This is a genomic window from Neobacillus sp. MER 74, assembly GCF_023714155.1.
On sequence record NZ_JAMAUV010000002.1, the window covers coordinates 317,587 to 337,333 of the forward strand.

Here is a 19,747-nt window from a genome sequence, read left to right on the forward strand (position 1 = left end):
TCTATCTCCCCGCCTTTTATTTAGATGCAGTAGCTTTCTTATGAATCATACTTCCAATCCACCTAGCAAGTAAGTTAAATACTAATACCGATAAAACTAAAACAGCAGCTGACCCATTGGAAACTTCCTCAACATCAGGTATTAACCCTTGTGTGTTTACGGACCAAATATGAACAGCAAGCGTTTCAGCCGGACGAAAGATATTTAATGGTGATTGAGGGGAAAATGGATTCCAGTTTGCGTAATCAAGTCTTGGTGTTGAAAGACCAGCAGTAAATAATAGCGCAGCAGCTTCCCCAAATACACGCCCTGCAGCAAGAATCGCTCCTGTTAAAATAGACGGAAAAGCACTTGGTAATAAAACAGTTTTTATCGTATGCCACTTAGTAATCCCTAATGCTAGACTTCCTTCTTTCAACTCTCTCGGGACTGCACGAATAGCATCCTCACTTACACGAACAATTACCGGTAAGTTGAAAACAGTTAATGCTAAAGCTCCTCCCAAGATGGTGTAGCCCCAGCCTGTTAAATTAACGAACATTAATAAACCAAACATCCCAATAACAATAGATGGCAGCGAAGCTAAAACTTCTATACAGGAACGAACCATATCAGTAATTTTTCCTGGCTTAGCGTATTCCGCCATATAGATCCCCCCGCCTATTCCTAACGGAAGGGCGATTAACATCGTAATAAATAATATATAAAACGAATTGAATAATTGGTCGCGAATGCCCCCACCAGCACGTACATTGCTTGATGGAGTGGTTAAAAATTCAAGAGAAATATGTTTAAGTCCATTACCCAAAATATAATAAAATAAGCCAACTAAAATAGAAATGATTATGATTGCAATGGTAATAAATACGCCTGTAGCAATTCGATCTGCAGTTTTACTGTTCATTACATTTTCCTCCTTGATGATAGGTAGCGAATGAGGAGAATAAACGCAAACGACATGATTAATAATATTAAGCCCATTGACCAAAGCGTATTATTTTCTACACTGCCATAGGTTGTATGACCCATGTTTAGAGTAATAATGGTTGTTAAGGTTGCTGAAGCATCTAATAAACTTGTTGGCAAGTCTCTTACGTTACCAATAACCATTTGTACCGCAAGAGCCTCTCCAAATGCTCTTGCCATACCAAGAACAATAGCAGTTAAGAGGGTAGGTAATGCGGCAGGTATTAATACTTTTCGAATCGTCTGCCAGCGAGTAGCGCCAAGAGCATACGAACCTTCACGAAGATTTTTAGGCAGTGAACTCATCGCATCTGTTGCAATTGTTGTTACTGTTGGCAAAATCATGATAGATAAAACAATCGTTCCAGACAGCAAGCTAAAACCCAGTCCGCCCACATGCTCCCGAATAAAGGGAACTAATACTGTAAGCCCGATGAAACCATAAACAACCGATGGAATTCCAACCAAAAGCTCGATGACAGGCTGTAAAATTTTCCTCCCCCATGAGGGTGCAATTTCCGTCATAAAAATCGCTCCGCCAATCCCTAATGGTGCTGCAACCAAAGCTGATAAAAAGGTTACCGCAAAGGATCCAAAAATAAACGGTAATGCCCCATATTCCGGTTTTGCTAGATTTGTAGGATTCCAGTGTGTACTGGTTATGAACTCAATAAGACTTACACCATTTTTTATAAAGGATTGTAACCCTTTTGATCCTAGGAAAATGGTAATTGAGATGGTTGCAGATATCATTATGACAGCACATAGAATAACGAGAATTCTCCCGCGTATTTCCCCATCCAGCCAATTTTTCTTAGACTTTAATAATCTATCTTTTGCAGGTTCTAATTTTTCCATAATGCACCAAACACCCCTAAAATACGTCATAATAGGGTAAACGCCTACTTGCATTTACCCTTTTATTTTCAACCTGTTGTTATAGGTCTTTTTGATTCCCTTCAGCATCGCGTTCTACTTTCATTTTTGTGACAGGTAGATATCCTTGTTCTTTTAATAAAGTGTTTTGGATATCATCAGACATTAAATAGTCAAGGAACGCTTTAGCAAGATCTGTTGCCTCGCCCTTTGTATAAGAGTGTTGATAAGCCCAAATCGGGAAATGTCCAGATTGTACATTTTCTTCTGTTGGTTCTACTCCATCAATCGCTAGTGGTGTGACAGAATCGTCAGTGAAGTATGAGAATGCAAGGTAACCAACTGCACCATCAGTTTCATTAATAATCTTTTTAACTGTGTTTGATGAGTCTTCCGTAATACCTTCCGCAGGTGTTGCTCCATCAAGGGCGAATTTATTGAATACTGCACGTGTACCTGAAGAGTCTGGACGGTTTACTAGAACGATCTTTTGATCAGCACCGCCAAGTTCTTTCCAGTTTGTAATTTTACCAGTGAAAACTTTAATTAAATCCGCTTTTTTAATTTCTTTAATACCAACTTTAGGGTTAACAGCAGCAGTCATGCCCACAACAGCTACTTTATGGTCAACAAGCTGGTCAGCAGGGATTCCTTCTTTTTCTTCAGCAAATACATCAGAGTTACCAATTTGAACAGACCCTTCCGCAACTTGCGATAAGCCTGTACCAGATCCACCCGCATTTACCTGAACATCGACATTTGGATTTTCAGCCATAAACTCTTCAGCAGCAGCTGCAACTAATGGCTGCATCGCAGAGGAACCTGAAACAGTTAATGAGCCTGAAAGTTCAGCATTTTTACTATCTTTATTAGAAGTTCCTTCATTTTTATTAGTAGAAGCTCCTCCACCACATGCAGCAACAAGTACCATTAATGCTGCTAGAGTAAGTGTTAGACCAATTTTTTTATAACTTTTCATTGGTTTAATTCCCCCTGTGAATTTAAGTTTGTTTTTGATTTGTTCTGCCTTACATGTATAAGAATAAAGCTAAACTGTTAACTGAGTTTTAATCTTGTGTAAAGGTTATGTAAATGAATATTGAGTTTTTGTAAATCATGAATAAAAAAAACACCTGTCTCCGACTTGAGAGACAGGTGTTAGGGATGTTGAGTTTACTCGTTATTACTTGTGGTTTCTTCCTTTTGTTCAGATGTTGATTTTTTATCCTTTTCTTGACGCTCTTTTTTTAAATCAAAATAAGCATCCAAGACTCTTCGCCCTATTAGGTTATTAATACTTGGACCGCTGTTTCCTTGATATGCCCATGGGACGACAACAGCCATGGCTACCTCAGGATCATTTGCCGGTGCAAAACTTACAAGACTTAAATTCATTACAGGTGTCCCTCGTTTTGATTTATCGGAACCATCATAAAATGCCTCGGCTGTACCCGTTTTTCCCGCAGGGTTATATTTTGCGCTTTTGAAGTAGCTGACAGCCGTCCCATCACCCACTTGCATGACCATTCGAAAACCTTCTTGGACCCGCTTGATCCATGACTCTTTCATATCTAGTCGGTTTAATACCTTAGGCTGGATTTCCTCAACAATCGGACCCAATTCATTATTTTCCATTACAGGTTCGCGAATTTCCTTCACTAGATGAGGCTGGATACGATTCCCGCCATTTGCTATCGTGGAGACATACTGAGCGAGTTGGATTGGTGTATACGTATCATACTGACCAATTGATAGGAAAAGGAGTAAACCAGGCGTTCTTTCCGGACCTGGAAAGCCGCTCATTTCATTAGGCAAGTCAATTCCTGTTCGCGTTCCTAATCCAAACTGACTAAATGACTGCCGCATCGTATCAAAGGCTGAATAATCGAGTGGTAATGGTTGATTTGCTCGATACTGTCCACCCGCCATTGCAATAACTGTTTTCCACATATACACGTTGGATGAAACCTGCAGTGCCCTTAAATCATTGATCCGGCCAAATGTTCTCCATGAAGACATTACAGGAGAACTAGCAATTCTCAAAGGCTCATCAAGTAGTGTGGTGCCTGGTTGTATGGCCCCTGTTTTATAACCAGTTAAAATCGTTGCTCCTTTTACTGCTGACCCCACATTGTAAGAAGTCGTAATATTTCCTCCGGCAAAGTCATTCATGACTGTTTTACCTTTTTTATCTTTACTAATTTGTTTTCCAGCCAGTGATAAGACTTCACCGGTATGAGGATCCATCAAAACGACAAATGCACGGTCGAGAAGGGCTGTATTTGGTTTTTGCTTTGCACTCCACATTTCTTCTTCGATGATATTTTCTACCTTCTTCTGAAGATCCATATCAATCGTTAAAACAAGATCTTTACCTCTTTTACCTTCTGAAACAACTTCTGTTGAAAGGATTTTTCCCGTTTTATCTGTTACATTTTTCACTTTTGCCTTTTGACCATGTAAGACATCTTCGTATTTTAATTCAAGATAACTTTTTCCAACTCGGTCATTACGGCTATAGTCACGGGCCATATATTTTTCTAATTGCTCTTTGGGAATTCCTGCCTCAGAGGTAGTAACATCTCCTAATATTGACTTTAGTGTCTTCCCGAAAACATACTTTCGCGTCCAATCCGTTGTTGTATCAACACCAGGTAAATTTTCTAGGTTTTCGCTGACCACCGCAAATTCTTCAGGTGTAACGTCTTTGTTTTTAACAATTTGTGGTGTTAAGGCATAACCACTGTTAAAGACTCTATAGATCGCAAGAGTTTCAAGCTCTTCACCGACAATACTTTTCACTTCTTCATCAGTTACTCGATCCACCTGAAGTTGATAAATTTGCTTATCATCTAACTTCTTTTGTTTATAGAGAGCCCATTCTTTATCAGTAATTTTTGCTTTTGCTTCTTCGGGATGTTTTGTAATCCAATAATCTTTTCTTTCCCGAATAGGGACTTTTTTTGCATCATCAGTTTTGTCAATAATTTTTGCCAATTTCGCTGCACTTTCCAACATTTCCTCTTGGGTTGTTTGTTGATATTTCGTATAAGTAATCGCGTTCAATGGTGTATTATCAACAATAATTTTCCCATTCCGGTCAAACATTTTCCCTCTTGGGACAGGGTTATTGACTGTTACATCTTCTGTCCGTTCAATTTCACGTTTAAAATCATCCCCAAAAACGATTTGTAATTCTCCAAGTCTAAGAATGAGGACAGAAAATAGTATGAATACCACAAAGAATAACATGTTTAAACGAAACGGCACATGTTCCTTCTTTTTTTTCTTTTTATTATTCAAGGGGTAAAAACACTTCCTTTTTCACGGCTTAAGCTTAACTTTCTCTATTTTATAGGATAAGTCTGCTTTTTTCTATGAAAAACCCTTACCAATTTATAAGGTAATAATGCCAATGAAAAAAATGGCGTTGAGTAAATAATTTACTCAACGCATTCCGGGGCTGGTAAGTGTACCCTTTTAAGAAAAAAATAGATGCATGAGTGCCCCGCACCTAAAATGAGAAGGAGAATGGGAATACTGTTCTCAGCTTTGAACCAAGTGATACCAACTAAAAAAGATACGATAGAAATGATCCTGCCCAGATTCAAGTATATTTCACGAACAACAATATATTCAATTCTCATTTCCGCAGCCTTCCATCCGGTTCCAATAACATCGTATGTAGTCGACATATATGGCACGAGTAAAAGCGGATAAGCGATTGCAATCATCCCGCCATAGATAAGTAATTTGACAAAACTAACGTCCCAAACAATTAACAGAACAGATGCATATAAAATAATCCCTCCAATAAGAATGGCTTTTTTTCGATTTTTTTGTTTTATTAAACGTGAAGCAAAATAATACGCTACGAATGATACTCCTGAATTAAGAAGACCGAATGTCCCAAGAGACATTTCACTTCCCGTTGAAAGGTAAACAAAAACAGAGATAACAAAGGCAAAGGTACCTTCCCTCAAGCCCTGAAAGAAGTTAGCATTTGTAATTAAACGCCAATTTTCATTTTGTTTTCTTTCATTTACAATTTTCATGAAGCAATAACTGCCTGATGACGGTCGTGGTTTCAATGAAAAACTCATAAAAACCGCCAGTGCAAATAAAGCAAGTGATAGTCCAAAAACAATCGTGTAGCCAGTATATTTTTCAAATTTGGTAATAATGATACCTGCAGCGATGGGGCCAATCATCCCCCCTGCAGATGATAATATCCCTAAAAAACCATTAAAAAAATCTCGAGTATCTGGTTCAGTTATTTCAAATGTTAATACATTGTAGGCAAGCCAATAAAAACCATACCCTACTCCTAAAAAACTTCCTAAAAGAAGTAAATAGGTTGAAGCATTTGTACCAAACACTAAAACCAATACATAAAATAAAGCTAAAAAAATAACCCCAATCCTAAGCACAATTACCCTGTCAATTTTTTTCGCCCATCGTCCTGCTAAGATAAATGTCAGCAATTGTAGAATCACGGTCGAAAGGTTAAAGAAGGCGATATCCGAGTATTTCCCCGTCTGTTTCCAAAGATAAATATTAACAAAGGTGTTAGACAAAGCAATACTTAATGAGTATAGCCCTCCAATAACCAGCAATAGTAATAAATCTTTTGTAAGTGTAACATCACCCAGAATCTTAATTTTTTTTGCCATCAAAAACTCCCCTTTTATCTTATGGGTAGTCTTTAACAAGCTAGTTTTTCTTATTCACAAAAAAAGACAACCCTTGGGCTGCCTTTTTTCATTATCATTATTATTTAGCTTGGCTGTAGCGGTTTGAAACTTCATCCCAATTTACTACATTCCAGAAAGCGGAAATATAGTCTGGGCGTTTGTTTTGATAGTTTAAGTAGTAAGCATGCTCCCAAACATCAAGACCTAGAATTGGAGTTTTGCCTTCCATTAATGGAGAATCTTGGTTTGGTGTACTAGAAACTTCTAACTCACCATTGTTTACAGATAACCATGCCCAACCAGATCCGAAACGAGTAGTTGCTGCTTTAGCAAATTCTTCTTTAAAGTTTTCGAAGCTGCCAAATTTACTGCTGATTGCGTCAGCTAATTCACCTGTTGGTGCACCGCCGCCATTTGGAGAAAGGATTTGCCAGAATAAAGAATGGTTAGCGTGTCCGCCGCCATTGTTACGAACTGCTGTACGAACAGCCTCTGGAACCGCATCCAAATTAGCAATAACTTCTTCAACTGATTTAGAAAGTAATTCTTCATTACCAGCTAAAGCGTTATTTAAATTTGTTACATATGTGTTATGGTGTCTTGTGTGGTGAATATTCATAGTTTCTTTGTCAATATGTGGTTCAAGTGCGTTTTCTGCATAAGGTAATTGTGGTAATTCAAATGCCATTTTAATTCCTCCTATGTATAAGTGATTTTATCGGCTTTAGAATTTCGAATATTTCTAAAGCTTTCCTCCTTAAGATACCAAAGTTGGTTATTTGTATCAAATAAAATGCTTAGGTTCTTAACATATTTACCATTCCCGTTCAGTTGGATATTATTCAAAAATATGTATTGAAGCCCATCCATTCGTAATTTTTCGAAAAATTGTCACCTTTTACCTAAAGGGCAATCTGTCAACGATTTTTGTCATATCCAACTTTTGTCACTTCTAAATCCTGTAATAGCCATATTGACACTTAATAAATTATCTATTTAAATCAAAGGGAAGTGGTAGATAAGGAGTGATTTTCTATGCAATTAAACCGTTCTTCTATATATAATTTATTAGTTGCCTTTTTTCAAAAAAAAGAACCTATTCAAAAAATAAAAGCCGGTTCAATCCTTTTTCAAGAAAAAGATGCTGCTCAGTATGTTTATTTATTACTTAAAGGGAGCATTTCAATTGGAAGAGTTCATTTACGCGGCAAAGATTTTATCTTAAAAATCTTAAACGATCAAGAATTAATTGTAGAGTACCAACTTTTCAAGGAAAATCCTCATTATCAATTTTACGCAAAAACACTAACTGAGTGTGAAATGATACTAATAAGAAAAGAGCAATTTGAAGATTTCATTTTAACAGACCCTGAGGCAATGAATTCTTTTGTTACATGGTTAAGTACAGGTTATTTAAAAGCACAGATGAAATGTCAGGACCTCATTATGAATGGAAAAAAAGGCGGTTTATATTCGATCCTTATTCGCTTATGCAATTCATATGGGATAAAAACAGAAGAAGGTATTCTAATTGACCTTCCATTAACACATCAGGAACTGGCTAATTTAACATTTGGAACACGTGAAGTAATTCAACGCTCATTAAAAGATCTGCGCGAAAAGAAGATTATCTCCTATGATAATCAGAAGTTTACCGTAAAAAAACTAAACTACTTAAAAGAAGAAGTCGACTGCCAAAACTGCTCCTTTGAAATTTGTGGATTGAATTAATTGAAAAAAAGCCACCTAGGTGGCTTTTCAGACTGTCATCAAATCCGAAGGATTTCGGGTTTTAAATCGACAGTCTTTTTTGTTTGGCTACATTAAACTAGTCTGTTGATTTCCGTTCCAGGCGGCTTCGCTTTCCGCGGGCGTGCCGGGGAGCCTCCTCGCCGCTTTCAGCGTCTGCGGGGTCTCCCCTGCCCCGTACTCCCGCAGGAGTCTTCGCCGCCTTCCACTACAATCAACAGGGTTATAAAATCATTAATGATCTCTAAAGCATGGCATGGCTTTTTTCTATTTAAGTACGACGATGAAAAAAAAGATGACCATGATGATTTGAATAATAGTTTTCGTGATAACACTACTTATGAAGCCAATCACTGACCCAAATCCAACTTTTAGGCTCTCCGTGAAACTTCTTTTGTTAAAAATTAATTCTGCTGCTATGGCCCCGATAAATGGACCAATGAGAATTCCTAAAAAAGGAATAACAAATGGGCCAACCAAAATTCCAATCGTACTCCCCCAGACACCCGCCTTAGAACCACCATATTTTTTAATTCCAATCATATTGGCAATGTAATCAGCAATAAAAAGAAGGACGATAAACAAACCTTGTATCAACCAAAAATACCATCGAAAGGGTTCAAAACTAAAAAACACACCATATAATAAAAACCCAGCTAATAAAAACAATACACTTGGAATGATTGGATAAACAAGACCTACAAACGCGACGATAAATAATAATATGACGATACCCCAATATACCATTTCCATTCTACTCATCCCTCATAACTTGTTGATATTATTACATGTATACATTCCTTCATACGAATAATCTTATGAACGGTTTCAAATTTTTTATAAATGGTATCATTCTTGTATATAACCCTTACTAAAGATACAATAGATGCTGAAGCATTTATTTGTATTTATGTGTAAAGGTGGTCATTATGAATATTTTTAAACAACTTTATAAAAGTATCTATTCCCCAAAGGATATTGCCTTGTTTCGGTTTCAAGGAATTGGAAAGACAATTCTATATGTCTTTTTCTTAACTTTTATTTCGATTCTCCCTTCCGTTATTTATTTAAGCACAGCTGTTACCACTGGACTGGAAAGTGCAGATACAATAATCAATGATAAATTACCTGATTTTTCTATTGAAGATGGACATTTAACTGCGGATACCAAGGTTCCAATTACGATAAATAGAGATGACTTTACAATCATTCTCGACCCAACAGGTGCTGTTTCTGATACTGATGTTGAGGATGAAGGTAACGCTTTTGCATTATTGGAGGATCAATTTGTATTTGCAGCAGGGGGCAGAGTTGAAACATATCCCTATTCAATGTTAGAAGGATTAGCCATCACAAAGGGTGACTTCGTCAATTTTATTAACGGAATTAGCGGTATGAAATGGATCATCATCCCTGTTGGAGCATTATTTATTTACTTATTTGCAAGTGCTGGCAGTTTTATTGAAGTCACAGTATTGGCATTGATAGGATTGTTACTTAAAAATCTTTTTGGAAGAAATCTTAATTACCGGCAGTTGTGGAGAATGGCCGCATACAGTGAAACGTTGCCCACCCTGTTTTTCACCATCATGGCTGCGATTAAAACAACGGTTCCCAGCAGCTTTATGATAAATTGGTTTGTCGTAATCATTGTATTATCTTTAGCAATAAAGGAAATTCCGAAACCCAAAAAAGTAAACTAAAATTCGCCCATTGCGGGCGTTTTTTTTATAAACTCGTTCTTTTTACCATTGGACAAGCATACCAATGTACAAACTGTCCTATTTGGAGGCTTGTCCGATGAAAAAATTATTTGGTTTCTTATTAGCCGTTTTAATTATATACGTCATCTATATTGACTTAACTGTTGGTACTCTCCCCTCTTCACTAACACAGCAGGTCGACGCTAAAGTCGAGGCACCCAAACTGCAGGTGAAATCAGACCTGCCTTCCTTTGAAGCAAAAGTGGAACCCGGAGCAACCGTAATATCAATTGTCGAACATCAACTGGATAAACCACTTCCTGTCTCGATCACTGACTTAATTCAGGACTTCCGAAAACTAAACCCCGGGGAAACACCAGAAAAAATTCAAATTGGCTCTACATATCATTTCCCTGATTACTCAAAATAAAGAGGATAATGCTTATTATTGTCAAAAATAGTGAAAGGCTGATAAAATAAAAGGCGGATTGTTTTTTAATACCATATTCGAATCCCATTTTGAAGGAGCGAATTACACGTGAGTGAAATAATACATCGCACAAAGACCCGGCCAATTAAAGTAGGTAACTTAACAATTGGCGGGAGTAACGAATTATTTATCCAAAGTATGACTACAACAAAAACACATGATGTGGAAGCAACTGTTGCTGAAATAAAACGTCTTGAAGAAGCGGGCTGCCAGATCGTGCGGGTGGCTTGTCCTGATGAACGCGCGGCAAATGCTATATCTGAAATTAAGAAAAGAATTAACATACCACTTGTCGTTGACATTCATTTTGATTATAAATTGGCTCTGAAAGCTATTGAAGGCGGAGCAGATAAAATTAGAATCAATCCAGGAAATATTGGTAAACGTGAAAAGGTAGAAGCAGTTGTAAAGGCTGCAAAAGAACGTGGTATTCCAATCCGGATTGGTGTCAATGCAGGTTCGCTCGAGAAGAGAATATTAGAGAAATATGGTTATCCAACAGCCGATGGCATGGTTGAGAGTGCACTCCACCATATTAAAATTCTTGAGGATTTAGATTTTCATGACATTATTGTATCCATGAAAGCATCTGATGTTAATCTTGCGATTGAAGCGTATGAAAAGGCATCTCGAGCATTCGATTATCCCCTCCATCTTGGGATTACGGAATCAGGCACTCTTTTTGCTGGCAGTATAAAAAGCGCCGCTGGTTTAGGTGCTATTTTACACAAAGGGATCGGGAACACACTTCGCGTTTCCTTAAGCGCGGATCCTGTTCAAGAAGTAAAGGTTGCCAGAGAACTGTTAAAAGTTTTTGGACTTTCTTCTAACGCTGCCACATTGATCTCATGCCCGACTTGCGGCCGGATTGAAATTGATTTAATCAGTATTGCAAATGAAGTGGAAGAATACATTGAAAAAATTAAAGCACCGATTAAAGTAGCGGTATTAGGCTGTGCTGTTAACGGTCCTGGCGAGGCACGCGAAGCTGATATTGGAATTGCTGGTGCTCGTGGTGAAGGGTTACTATTCAGGAAGGGTGAGATTGTCCGCAAAGTTCCTGAAGCGCAATTAGTAGAGGAATTGAAAAAGGAAATCGATCAAATTGCCGAGGAGTACTTCCAAAAAAAAGCAGAAGAAGAAAAGGTCATTCAATAACACGAAGAAACCCGGTATAAATCACCGGGTTTCTTTTTGCTCCTCTGCAGGTTTACATTAAAAGAACGGGAGAATAAAGATACCGATTACAATTGAAATTGCACCGATACCAATTGCCCAAGCACCTAAACCATTGGCTCCTCTTCTTCTGGCAACGAAGCCTAACACAATCCCTGCAGCACCAAAAAGTATTGGCATAACAAATAGTGATAAAATCGAAAGCACTAACGCAAGCGTCCCGATACCAGTACCACCAGCAGCTTTTTCCCTTACCCCATCGTGTTCCTTTCTGCGAACAAGGGGAGCAGGTGCAGCAATCTCTGCAGCTGTCTCTTCCCTATATTCAGAAGAATGTATCGGAACCGAAGCACCAATCCTTGGCGTAGACTCATCTTTTTTCAAAGTGTAGTGAGCCTTAATAGGTTCAGTAAATTCTGATGCGGTTTCCTCCCTAAATGAAGCAGGAGAATTGGGTATATCTTGACCAATTGTTGAGCTTTGAAGAGCCTCTTGCACTTTCGTGTCTCTTTCGTCTGCCATCCTAATCCCTCACTTTCAGTAATAGGAGCATTAATTATTGTTTGCTTTAGAATCAATTTTAGTATGTCAATGTTTGCCTAAAATAGTTTTTTATTTCTATTCTTAAAAAATTAATTGTAAATAGTTACTTTATTGAACCCAATACTTTGGTAAAATATAAAGAAATACGGAAAAGAAATAGGAAAGTGAGTCTACACATGAAAAAAAGATTTGGCATCGATATCGATGGAACCGTAACGTGCCCAAAATCATCCATCCTACCTGTTATTAATAAAGCATTTGGACTGAACATATCGTATGAGGACGTTACCCAATATGAATATACTCCATACGTAAATGTCTCTGAAAAGGTGTTTGCTGAATGGTTTACAGCAAACGAACCGGTTATTTACGCCAATTCCCCACTTGCGAATGGAGCAGAACATGTCCTTAAAAAATGGGAAAATCAGCATGAATTGTTTTTTATCAGTGCTCGCAGTTCTCATTTGCTTGATATTACCATTAAATGGTTTATTAATAATGGCTTAACCTTTGATCACATTGAATTAATTGGCTCACATGACAAAGTCGCATCCGTTAAAAAGCATCGCTTAGATATCTTTTTTGAGGATAAGCATGATAATGCGGTTATGATACATGAAGAGTGTAAGATCCCAGTCATTTTATTTGATACGCCGTATAATCAAGACCCCATTCCAAATGGGGTAATTCGTGTTAATAACTGGAATGAAGCAAAGAATTGGGTAGAACATTGGATGAAGGAAAGTCGCCCATTGGTACAAACGTTCTAACAATACCTATAAAAAAACAGCTTGTGAATTTCACAAGCTGTTTTTTAATGACACTCAGGACAAAGACCGTAAATCTCGAATTTATGACCGGAAATGTCGTATCCTTTTAAATTTTCACTTAGATCTTGCATTGGGCAGGTATCAATTTCTTTCGTTTTTCCACAAGTCAAACAAATGAAATGATGATGATGGTGCTGCCTTGAACAAGAAAAACGGAAGTGCTTTTCACCTGATAATTCAGTCATCTCTAGAATTCCCATATTAACAAATAAAGAGAGATTCCGATATATCGTATCAAAACTCAGACCAGGGTAATCATCTTTGAGGTGATCCAATACGTCCTTAGCCGTTAAATATTTATCACTTTCTGCAAACAATTGCAGCATATCTTCTCTTTTACCTGTTTGTTTAAATCCCTTTTCTTTTAAATATTGTATCGCTTCATCAACGTTCACCAGGCTGCCCCCCCCTTATGAATTAATAATTTTTTGTAAAAGATGGAGATAATTAAGATGAGAACGGCAATCATTACGATTGTTCCTCCGGGAGCCAAATCTAGGTAGTAAGCTGTAAACAAGCCGCCTAGAACTGAAACTTCGCCAAACAAAACAGATAAGAAAATGGTTTGCTTAAATCCTCTCGCGATCCGAATGCTGGCAGCAACAGGTAATGTCATTAGTGATGACACCAACAAAATCCCAACAATTCTCATCGATGCCGCGATCACCAAGGCTACCATGACAATAAAAATGAAATGAATACTTTTTGCTGCAATACCGGAGGCTTTGGCATGTTCCTCATCAAAAGAAAGTAAAAACAGTTCTTTATATAATAAGATAATCACCAGAATCACTAAAATTCCAATTATAAACACGACCCATAAATCAGTTCTGCTAACGGCGGAGACACTGCCGAACAAATAACTGAATAAGTCAGTATTAAAGCCATTGGCAAGTGAGATAAATATGACACCTAAGCCAATCCCGCTCGAAAGGATAATTGGAATCGCAAGTTCTTGGTAGTGCTTATAAACACTTCTTAGTTTCTCAATGAATAGTGATCCTCCCACTGAAAAAACCATTCCTAAGTACAGTGGATTTAAACCCGCCATCATGGCCACATTTCTTTCTACAAGCAAACTAGCTGCTATCCCGGCTAATGTTACATGGCTTAGGGCATCTGCTATTAATGATAATCTCCTGACAACAACAAACACTCCTAATAACGGGGCAATAATCCCGATCATCATCCCAGTTAAAAAGGCATTTTGTAAAAATTCATAATGGAAAATTCCTTGAATCATCTTATAACGCCTCCGTGCTCATGATGATGGGCTAGCAGGTGAACATCGTGCCCATAGGCTTTAGACATATCATCCGCTCGGAGTTGTTCAAATTCGTTTGTTTCTCCATGAAAATGCAAATGTTTATTTAAGCAGGCTACATGTGAAACTTTATCCGAGATTGTTCCAATATCATGTGTAACCAATAGAAGGGTAATTTCACGATTTTTATTTAATTCACCAAGCATTTGATAAAAATTACTTACATTCTCCGCATCTACGCCTACGGTGGGTTCATCAAGAATAAGGAGGCTCGGTTCACTAACTAGGGCTCGGGCAATAAAAACTCTTTGTTGTTGACCTCCAGAGAGTTCGCCAATATTTCTGTTACTGAACTTAGTCATCCCAACTGCATCCAAGGCATCGCGAACTTTTTGAGCATGCTCCTTTTTAAAAAACTTAAACATTCCTAGCTTTTTCGTCAAACCACTCTCGACCACTTCCGATACAGTTGCCGGAAAACCAGTGTTGAAGGAATTAGCCTTTTGAGAAACATAGCCAATTTTTTGCCAATCCTTAAATTTATTAATTTCCTGGCCAAATAAATAAATTTCCCCTTTTTGCGGCTTTAATAAACCTAAGATTAACTTCAAAAGTGTTGATTTACCAGAACCATTAGGCCCGACAATCGCTAAGAAAGAACCATGAGGAACAATAATATTGATATCCTCCAAAACCGCATCTTTTTCATAACGGTAAAAAAGTTTTTTTATTTCAATAATTGATTGCATAAATTGCACATCACCTTTTAATTATAAGAATCATTCCGATTTAACTCAAGTAGTATACAATAGGTCTGATTGATTGTAAAGCCAATAACACTAAAGTTAGTTAGTTGTTTCAAAAAATCTGTAATCACACTCTGGGAACTTCATCATACATTAAGGTGAGGAGTGGTGAGTGTGACAATTTTTCAGAGCATCATCAATCATAAAATCAATACGATAACCGCTGAAGAACTGCTAAAATATGCAGAACAGTTTAATATCTCTGTGACTAAGCAGCAAGCTGCGAAAATTGCGGAATACTTAAGAGGGAAAAATGTTAATATTTTTGATGATTCACAAAGGGCTCAATTAGTAAAAGAAATTGCCAAAACTGCTGGTCCTACAACCGCGCGAGAAGTAAATAAATTATTTATGCAACTGGCCAAAAAGTAAAAAGCTGTGACTTCTCACAGCTTTTTTCCTTATGATTCCATGATTAGATTCAGCAAATTCTCATCAAACTTCTGCTCACGAAGCATATTGATTTCATATTTATAGGGTGCTTTTTTATTATTCTTATCTTCACCCACAAATGGAGTTTCTAAAATTTTAGGAACATCTGAAAGTTGTGGATGGTGGACGATATAATTAAGTGCCTTGAAGCCGATATGGCCAAAACCGATATTTTCATGTCTGTCCTTTCTCATCCCGACAGCATTCTTACTATCATTAATATGCAAGACCTTCAGTTTGTCCACGCCAATAATTTTATCAAAATCATTTAAAACTCCATCGAAATCCTCGACAATATTATAACCCGCATCATGGGTATGACAAGTATCAAAGCAAACGGATAGCTTATCACTATAGTTGACACCGTCCATAATCATGGCTATTTCCTCGAACGATTTACCACATTCAGAGCCCTTCCCTGCCATCGTTTCCAAGGCAATTTGCACTTGCTCTTTCCCTGTTAGAACTTCGTTTAATCCTTCGATAATTTTTTTAATGCCCGCTTCCGTTCCAGCACTAACATGTGCTCCTGGATGTAAGACAATTTGCTTTGCTCCGATTGCTTCGGTTCGTTCAATTTCTGATCGAAGAAACCTGACACCCAATTCAAATGTATCTGGGTTAGTTGTGTTTCCAATATTGATGATATATGGAGCATGGACAATAATTTCAGAAATACCGTTTTGCTCCATATGTCTGCGTCCAGCTTCAATATTAAGGTCCTCTATTTTTTTTCTTCTTGTATTTTGCGGTGCTCCTGTATAAACCATAAACGTGTTTGCACCATAGGAAACTGCTTCTTCACTTGCTGCAAGAAGCATGCCCTTTCCACTCATTGATACATGCGATCCTAATTTCAGCATGACTTTTCTCTCCCTGCTTCCATTATTTTTTTCTTTGTTCGATTCTTCGTTCTCGTTTTTTTATTTTATCCATTTCCCACTGCATTTTCTTTTTATAACCAGGCTTCACTTTGGTTGGTTTCTTTACCATTGATTTGGCTTTTTGATCGGCCTTATCCTCTTGTCTTACACGGGTCTTCCGCTTATTACGCTCATCAATTTTCACAAGTTCGTTATTTTTAAGATCAACGTAATTAAATTGTATCCCCATTTTCTCTAATCGATTTAACGCATCCTCATCTGATGCTTCATAGATTGTCAGTGCAATCCCAGAATATCCGGCACGAGCAGTTCGCCCGACGCGATGGATATAAAAATCTAAGTCTGTAGGAAGCTCATAATTGATGATATGGCTGATCCCTTCAATATCAATTCCTCGTGAAGCAAGGTCCGTCGCAACTATATATTGGTACTCTAAATCCTGTATTTGTTTCATCATTTGTTTTCGTTCACGCGGGTTTAAATCACCATGAACTCGGCCAACCTTTAATCCTTTTTCATTTAAAAAGTAAGCGACCTCTTCAGCCATTTTTTTAGTATTTGTAAACACAATCGCTAAATAGGGATTGTAAGCAACAAGTGCATCATGAACCAGCTGCTTCTTACTCCGATGTCTTGAAGGAAGGAGGTAGTGCTCTAGATTTTCTGCTGACCTTCTTTTCGGTTCAATTTGAATTGTTTTCGGATTTTCCATATACTTTTTAAGGAAAGGTTTTAATTTTTCAGGGATTGTTGCTGAGAAAACAAGCATTTGCAGATTTTCAGGCATTTTTCCAGCCACTCTGTCCAAATCCTCAATAAATCCCATGTCTAACATCATGTCTGCTTCATCGACCACCAGTATTTCCGCAGTATGAACAAATAACGCCTTATCACTCATCAGGTCCTTGATTCTTCCAGGAGTCCCGACAACAATATGTGGTTGGACTTTTAATTTTTCAATTGTTCGCTGCTTGTCTGTTCCCCCAATGTAGCATCTAGTCATTATCGCTTGCTCTGGGTTGCAGTGTTCGGTTATTTTTAGAATTTGATGGTAAATTTGCGAGGCTAGTTCTCTGGTAGGTGCAGTTATGACAGCCTGTACTTCCGAGCGTTTCGGATCAATTTTTTCAAGAATAGGCAGGACAAAAGCGAGGGTTTTCCCCGTCCCTGTTTGAGATTGGCCAATTGCACTTTCTCCCTTTAAAGCAACCGGGATCATGCGCTCTTGAATTTCAGTCGGATTGGTAAAACCGAATCCTTTAATAGCTTCTATAATAAATGGTTGAAACGTAAAACGATCAAAACGATTTTCTTTCATATTGTTTCTCCTTATATTAAAACTTTGAATTAGTTTTTCTTATTTCAGCATGATTAACACTTTTTATTCCATCATGCAATTATAGTCAATATTCCTTCAAAACTCCAGTTATCTTTCATTTTAATATCATTTTCTACCTTCTGCTAACTTTTAAACAACTAAATTTAGTCTTTGTCCTGTGCATAATACCTAAACCAAATTAGGATAAATGCATAATTTAAAGCATGAGGCAATTTGAAAGGAGGCTAAGATATGCAACCAAGATCTAGAATGCCAATGCAAGGGGGAATGGGACCTGGGCCATTCGGGCGGAATAATCAGATGATGAATCCCGGATTTAACCCTTTTGGCAGCAGGAGCCCAATGATGGGGCCCTCATCCAACCAATTTGGAGGAGGATTCAACCCAATGATGGGACAAATGATGGGAAGACCGAATCAGATGAATACACGGGGCGGTGGAATTCTTTCGAAATTATTTGGAAGAAGCAACCAAGCAGGCGGCTTTATGGGAATGCAATCAGCTGGCAAAGCTGCATCCGGAGGTGGAGGTCTGCTTCAATCGTTAAGTAGCCCCGGCGGCTTAACAAGCATGTTAAATAATACCCAGCAGGTACTAAAAACAGCCCAATCCCTCGGTCCAATGGTCCAACAATATGGACCAATGATTAAAAATCTCCCTGCCATGTGGAAAATTTATAAAGGATTTAAAAATGCCACAAAGGATACGGATGCGGCCTCAGACAAAAATAGCCAACAAACCGAAGCAGCCTCAGAAGAATCATCTTCTCATGACGTATCTGAAAATAAAAGTACCCAAAAAAAGGTCAAACGCAAGAACCATCAACAGCCAGTTTCTTCACGAAAAACTTCTTCCCAAAAGGGATCTTCCATTCCTAAAATGTATATTTAAATGAAGGATGCTGGCAACAGCATTCTTTTTTTCCTAAAACTGTTAAGGAAAAATGTATCTTTGTATTATATCTATTAGTTTTATATAATAAATACATAAAACTATGAATCAATGTCTTTTTTAGGGGGACTTTTAATATGCAAATCATCAAAATTTCACCACGAGGCTATTGCTACGGTGTTGTTGATGCAATGGTAATTGCACGTAATGCCGCTTTAGATAAAACATTGCCTCGCCCTATATACATATTAGGGATGATTGTTCACAATAAACATGTTACTGATGCGTTCGAGGAAGAAGGGATTATTACCCTAGATGGAAAAAATCGCAAGGATATTCTCGATAAAGTAGACACAGGAACCGTAATATTTACGGCCCATGGAATATCGCCTGAAGTAAGAGAGTTAGCTAAAAAGAAAGGACTAGTAACGATAGACGCTACCTGTCCAGATGTAACTAGAACCCATGATCTAATTGAAGAAAAAACAAAACAAGGATATCAAGTCATCTATATAGGAAAAAAAGGCCATCCTGAGCCTGAGGGCGCCGTTGGGGTCGCACCTGAAATGGTACATTTGGTTGAAACTCCACAAGATGTAGAGCTCTTAACAATTGACAGTAACAAATTGTTAGTCACTAATCAGACAACAATGAGTCAATGGGATGTATCCGATACGATGAAAAAAGTTCAGGAAAAATATCCACATGTTGAAGTCTATAATGAAATTTGCCATGCAACACAAATTCGCCAAGAAGCAGTTGCTGAACAAGCAACAGAAGCAGATGTAACGATTGTTGTCGGTGATCCGAAGAGTAATAATTCCAATCGTCTTGCACAAGTTTCAGAAGAAATCGCCGGAACAAAAGCGTATCGAATTGCTGATATAACCGAGTTAGAAATTGATTGGATTAAAAACGCGAAAAACGTTGCCGTCACATCAGGAGCTTCCACTCCGACACCAATAACAAAAGAAGTTATTACATTCCTGGAGCAATTTGATCCAAATAATGAAGTTACATGGGACCGCCGCAAAAAAGTTCAGCTGAGCAGAATTCTCCCAAAGGTAAAAAAATTATAAACCTAAAAATAATCGAAAGAACCGA

The 19,747-nt window shown here is 37.8% G+C and carries 21 protein-coding genes; 8 read left to right on the forward strand and 13 right to left on the reverse strand.

The window, feature by feature from the left end; all coding sequences use genetic code 11:
* Positions 1-16: 16 nt before the first annotated feature.
* The 6 genes from pstA to M3610_RS06010 form a co-directional block, all read right to left on the reverse strand.
* A complete protein-coding gene (gene pstA, locus M3610_RS05985; RefSeq protein WP_251457287.1) occupies positions 17-904 on the reverse strand; it encodes a phosphate ABC transporter permease PstA in 888 nt (295 codons plus the stop codon).
* Entirely contained in the window at positions 904-1,824 is a 921-nt protein-coding gene (gene pstC, locus M3610_RS05990) for a phosphate ABC transporter permease subunit PstC (RefSeq protein ID WP_251457289.1), read from the reverse strand. The genes pstA and pstC overlap by 1 nt, the downstream gene beginning before the upstream one ends.
* Before the next feature lie 79 nt (positions 1,825-1,903).
* Entirely contained in the window at positions 1,904-2,821 is a 918-nt protein-coding gene (locus tag M3610_RS05995) for a phosphate ABC transporter substrate-binding protein (RefSeq protein WP_251457292.1), read from the reverse strand.
* Positions 2,822-3,015: 194 nt separating this feature from the next.
* Complete coding sequence (locus M3610_RS06000; RefSeq protein WP_251457639.1) at positions 3,016-5,094, reverse strand: peptidoglycan D,D-transpeptidase FtsI family protein; 2,079 nt, start codon at positions 5,092-5,094, stop codon at positions 3,016-3,018.
* A 191-nt stretch (positions 5,095-5,285) separates the two neighbouring features.
* The gene (locus tag M3610_RS06005) at positions 5,286-6,515 is read right to left on the reverse strand and encodes an MFS transporter (protein ID WP_251457295.1); all 1,230 of its coding nucleotides are present in this window, start codon (positions 6,513-6,515) and stop codon (positions 5,286-5,288) included.
* A gap of 100 nt (positions 6,516-6,615) precedes the next feature.
* Entirely contained in the window at positions 6,616-7,224 is a 609-nt protein-coding gene (locus M3610_RS06010) for a superoxide dismutase (RefSeq protein WP_251457298.1), read from the reverse strand.
* Between the two features lie 347 nt (positions 7,225-7,571).
* On the opposite strand from M3610_RS06010, the gene M3610_RS06015 reads away from it, so the two are divergent.
* Positions 7,572-8,267, forward strand: coding sequence for a Crp/Fnr family transcriptional regulator (locus M3610_RS06015; protein WP_251457300.1), 696 nt, complete (start codon positions 7,572-7,574; stop codon positions 8,265-8,267).
* Positions 8,268-8,552: 285 nt separating this feature from the next.
* On the opposite strand, the gene M3610_RS06020 is transcribed toward M3610_RS06015, so the two are convergent.
* Entirely contained in the window at positions 8,553-9,038 is a 486-nt protein-coding gene (locus tag M3610_RS06020; protein WP_098575515.1) for a DUF456 domain-containing protein, read from the reverse strand.
* A gap of 176 nt (positions 9,039-9,214) precedes the next feature.
* On the opposite strand from M3610_RS06020, the gene M3610_RS06025 reads away from it, so the two are divergent.
* From M3610_RS06025 to ispG, 3 genes are all read left to right on the forward strand, one after another.
* Positions 9,215-9,988 (forward strand): DUF1189 domain-containing protein, encoded by a 774-nt coding sequence (locus M3610_RS06025; RefSeq protein WP_251457304.1) that lies wholly within the window; start codon positions 9,215-9,217, stop codon positions 9,986-9,988.
* 97 nt (positions 9,989-10,085) lie between these two features.
* Positions 10,086-10,418, forward strand: coding sequence for a hypothetical protein (locus tag M3610_RS06030; RefSeq protein WP_251457307.1), 333 nt, complete (start codon positions 10,086-10,088; stop codon positions 10,416-10,418).
* 117 nt (positions 10,419-10,535) lie between these two features.
* Complete coding sequence (gene ispG / locus M3610_RS06035) at positions 10,536-11,636, forward strand: flavodoxin-dependent (E)-4-hydroxy-3-methylbut-2-enyl-diphosphate synthase (protein WP_180230196.1); 1,101 nt, start codon at positions 10,536-10,538, stop codon at positions 11,634-11,636.
* 57 nt (positions 11,637-11,693) lie between these two features.
* Here ispG and M3610_RS06040 read toward each other — a convergent pair whose 3' ends face one another.
* The gene (locus tag M3610_RS06040; RefSeq protein WP_251457309.1) at positions 11,694-12,176 is read right to left on the reverse strand and encodes a DUF4190 domain-containing protein; all 483 of its coding nucleotides are present in this window, start codon (positions 12,174-12,176) and stop codon (positions 11,694-11,696) included.
* 197 nt (positions 12,177-12,373) lie between these two features.
* Between M3610_RS06040 and M3610_RS06045 the strand changes: the two genes are divergently transcribed.
* Complete coding sequence (locus M3610_RS06045; RefSeq protein ID WP_251457311.1) at positions 12,374-12,967, forward strand: 5' nucleotidase, NT5C type; 594 nt, start codon at positions 12,374-12,376, stop codon at positions 12,965-12,967.
* Between the two features lie 44 nt (positions 12,968-13,011).
* Here the strand turns inward: M3610_RS06045 and zur are convergent, their stop codons facing one another.
* The 3 genes from zur to M3610_RS06060 are packed head-to-tail and all read right to left on the reverse strand — an operon-like array spanning position 13,012 to position 15,040.
* A complete protein-coding gene (gene zur / locus M3610_RS06050; protein ID WP_251457313.1) occupies positions 13,012-13,422 on the reverse strand; it encodes a zinc uptake transcriptional repressor Zur in 411 nt (136 codons plus the stop codon).
* Complete coding sequence (locus tag M3610_RS06055; protein ID WP_251457316.1) at positions 13,419-14,270, reverse strand: metal ABC transporter permease; 852 nt, start codon at positions 14,268-14,270, stop codon at positions 13,419-13,421. Before M3610_RS06055 ends, zur begins: the two co-directional genes overlap by 4 nt.
* Positions 14,267-15,040 carry a metal ABC transporter ATP-binding protein gene (locus M3610_RS06060; protein ID WP_251457318.1) on the reverse strand — a complete coding sequence of 258 codons (774 nt, stop codon included), beginning with the start codon at positions 15,038-15,040 and terminating at the stop codon, positions 14,267-14,269. The genes M3610_RS06055 and M3610_RS06060 overlap by 4 nt, the downstream gene beginning before the upstream one ends.
* A gap of 171 nt (positions 15,041-15,211) precedes the next feature.
* Between M3610_RS06060 and M3610_RS06065 the strand changes: the two genes are divergently transcribed.
* On the forward strand, positions 15,212-15,469 hold the full coding sequence (locus tag M3610_RS06065) for a DUF2624 domain-containing protein (RefSeq protein WP_251457321.1): 258 nt from the start codon (positions 15,212-15,214) through the stop codon (positions 15,467-15,469).
* Positions 15,470-15,498: 29 nt separating this feature from the next.
* On the opposite strand, the gene M3610_RS06070 is transcribed toward M3610_RS06065, so the two are convergent.
* Together M3610_RS06070 and M3610_RS06075 are read right to left on the reverse strand one after the other, a co-directional pair.
* Entirely contained in the window at positions 15,499-16,392 is an 894-nt protein-coding gene (locus M3610_RS06070; protein ID WP_098575524.1) for a deoxyribonuclease IV, read from the reverse strand.
* A gap of 22 nt (positions 16,393-16,414) precedes the next feature.
* Positions 16,415-17,731 carry a DEAD/DEAH box helicase gene (locus tag M3610_RS06075; protein ID WP_098575525.1) on the reverse strand — a complete coding sequence of 439 codons (1,317 nt, stop codon included), beginning with the start codon at positions 17,729-17,731 and terminating at the stop codon, positions 16,415-16,417.
* Positions 17,732-17,983: 252 nt separating this feature from the next.
* Here M3610_RS06075 and M3610_RS06080 point away from each other — a divergent pair, with 252 nt between their 5' ends.
* Positions 17,984-18,643, forward strand: coding sequence for a YqfQ family protein (locus M3610_RS06080; protein WP_251457323.1), 660 nt, complete (start codon positions 17,984-17,986; stop codon positions 18,641-18,643).
* 137 nt (positions 18,644-18,780) lie between these two features.
* On the forward strand, positions 18,781-19,722 hold the full coding sequence (locus M3610_RS06085) for a 4-hydroxy-3-methylbut-2-enyl diphosphate reductase (protein WP_251457326.1): 942 nt from the start codon (positions 18,781-18,783) through the stop codon (positions 19,720-19,722).
* The last annotated feature ends 25 nt before the right edge of the window (positions 19,723-19,747 follow it).

Coding starts and splice junctions, on each gene's coding strand:
- pstA (WP_251457287.1), bottom strand. CDS start 904: ATGAACAGTAAAACTGCAGATCGAATTGCTACAGGCGTATTTATTACC.
- pstC (WP_251457289.1), bottom strand. CDS start 1,824: ATGGAAAAATTAGAACCTGCAAAAGATAGATTATTAAAGTCTAAGAAA.
- M3610_RS05995 (WP_251457292.1), bottom strand. CDS start 2,821: ATGAAAAGTTATAAAAAAATTGGTCTAACACTTACTCTAGCAGCATTA.
- M3610_RS06000 (WP_251457639.1), bottom strand. CDS start 5,094: ATGTTATTCTTTGTGGTATTCATACTATTTTCTGTCCTCATTCTTAGA.
- M3610_RS06005 (WP_251457295.1), bottom strand. CDS start 6,515: ATGGCAAAAAAAATTAAGATTCTGGGTGATGTTACACTTACAAAAGAT.
- M3610_RS06010 (WP_251457298.1), bottom strand. CDS start 7,224: ATGGCATTTGAATTACCACAATTACCTTATGCAGAAAACGCACTTGAA.
- M3610_RS06015 (WP_251457300.1), top strand. CDS start 7,572: ATGCAATTAAACCGTTCTTCTATATATAATTTATTAGTTGCCTTTTTT.
- M3610_RS06020 (WP_098575515.1), bottom strand. CDS start 9,038: ATGGAAATGGTATATTGGGGTATCGTCATATTATTATTTATCGTCGCG.
- M3610_RS06025 (WP_251457304.1), top strand. CDS start 9,215: ATGAATATTTTTAAACAACTTTATAAAAGTATCTATTCCCCAAAGGAT.
- M3610_RS06030 (WP_251457307.1), top strand. CDS start 10,086: ATGAAAAAATTATTTGGTTTCTTATTAGCCGTTTTAATTATATACGTC.
- M3610_RS06040 (WP_251457309.1), bottom strand. CDS start 12,176: ATGGCAGACGAAAGAGACACGAAAGTGCAAGAGGCTCTTCAAAGCTCA.
- M3610_RS06045 (WP_251457311.1), top strand. CDS start 12,374: ATGAAAAAAAGATTTGGCATCGATATCGATGGAACCGTAACGTGCCCA.
- M3610_RS06055 (WP_251457316.1), bottom strand. CDS start 14,270: ATGATTCAAGGAATTTTCCATTATGAATTTTTACAAAATGCCTTTTTA.
- M3610_RS06060 (WP_251457318.1), bottom strand. CDS start 15,040: ATGCAATCAATTATTGAAATAAAAAAACTTTTTTACCGTTATGAAAAA.
- M3610_RS06070 (WP_098575524.1), bottom strand. CDS start 16,392: ATGCTGAAATTAGGATCGCATGTATCAATGAGTGGAAAGGGCATGCTT.
- M3610_RS06075 (WP_098575525.1), bottom strand. CDS start 17,731: ATGAAAGAAAATCGTTTTGATCGTTTTACGTTTCAACCATTTATTATA.
- M3610_RS06080 (WP_251457323.1), top strand. CDS start 17,984: ATGCAACCAAGATCTAGAATGCCAATGCAAGGGGGAATGGGACCTGGG.
- M3610_RS06085 (WP_251457326.1), top strand. CDS start 18,781: ATGCAAATCATCAAAATTTCACCACGAGGCTATTGCTACGGTGTTGTT.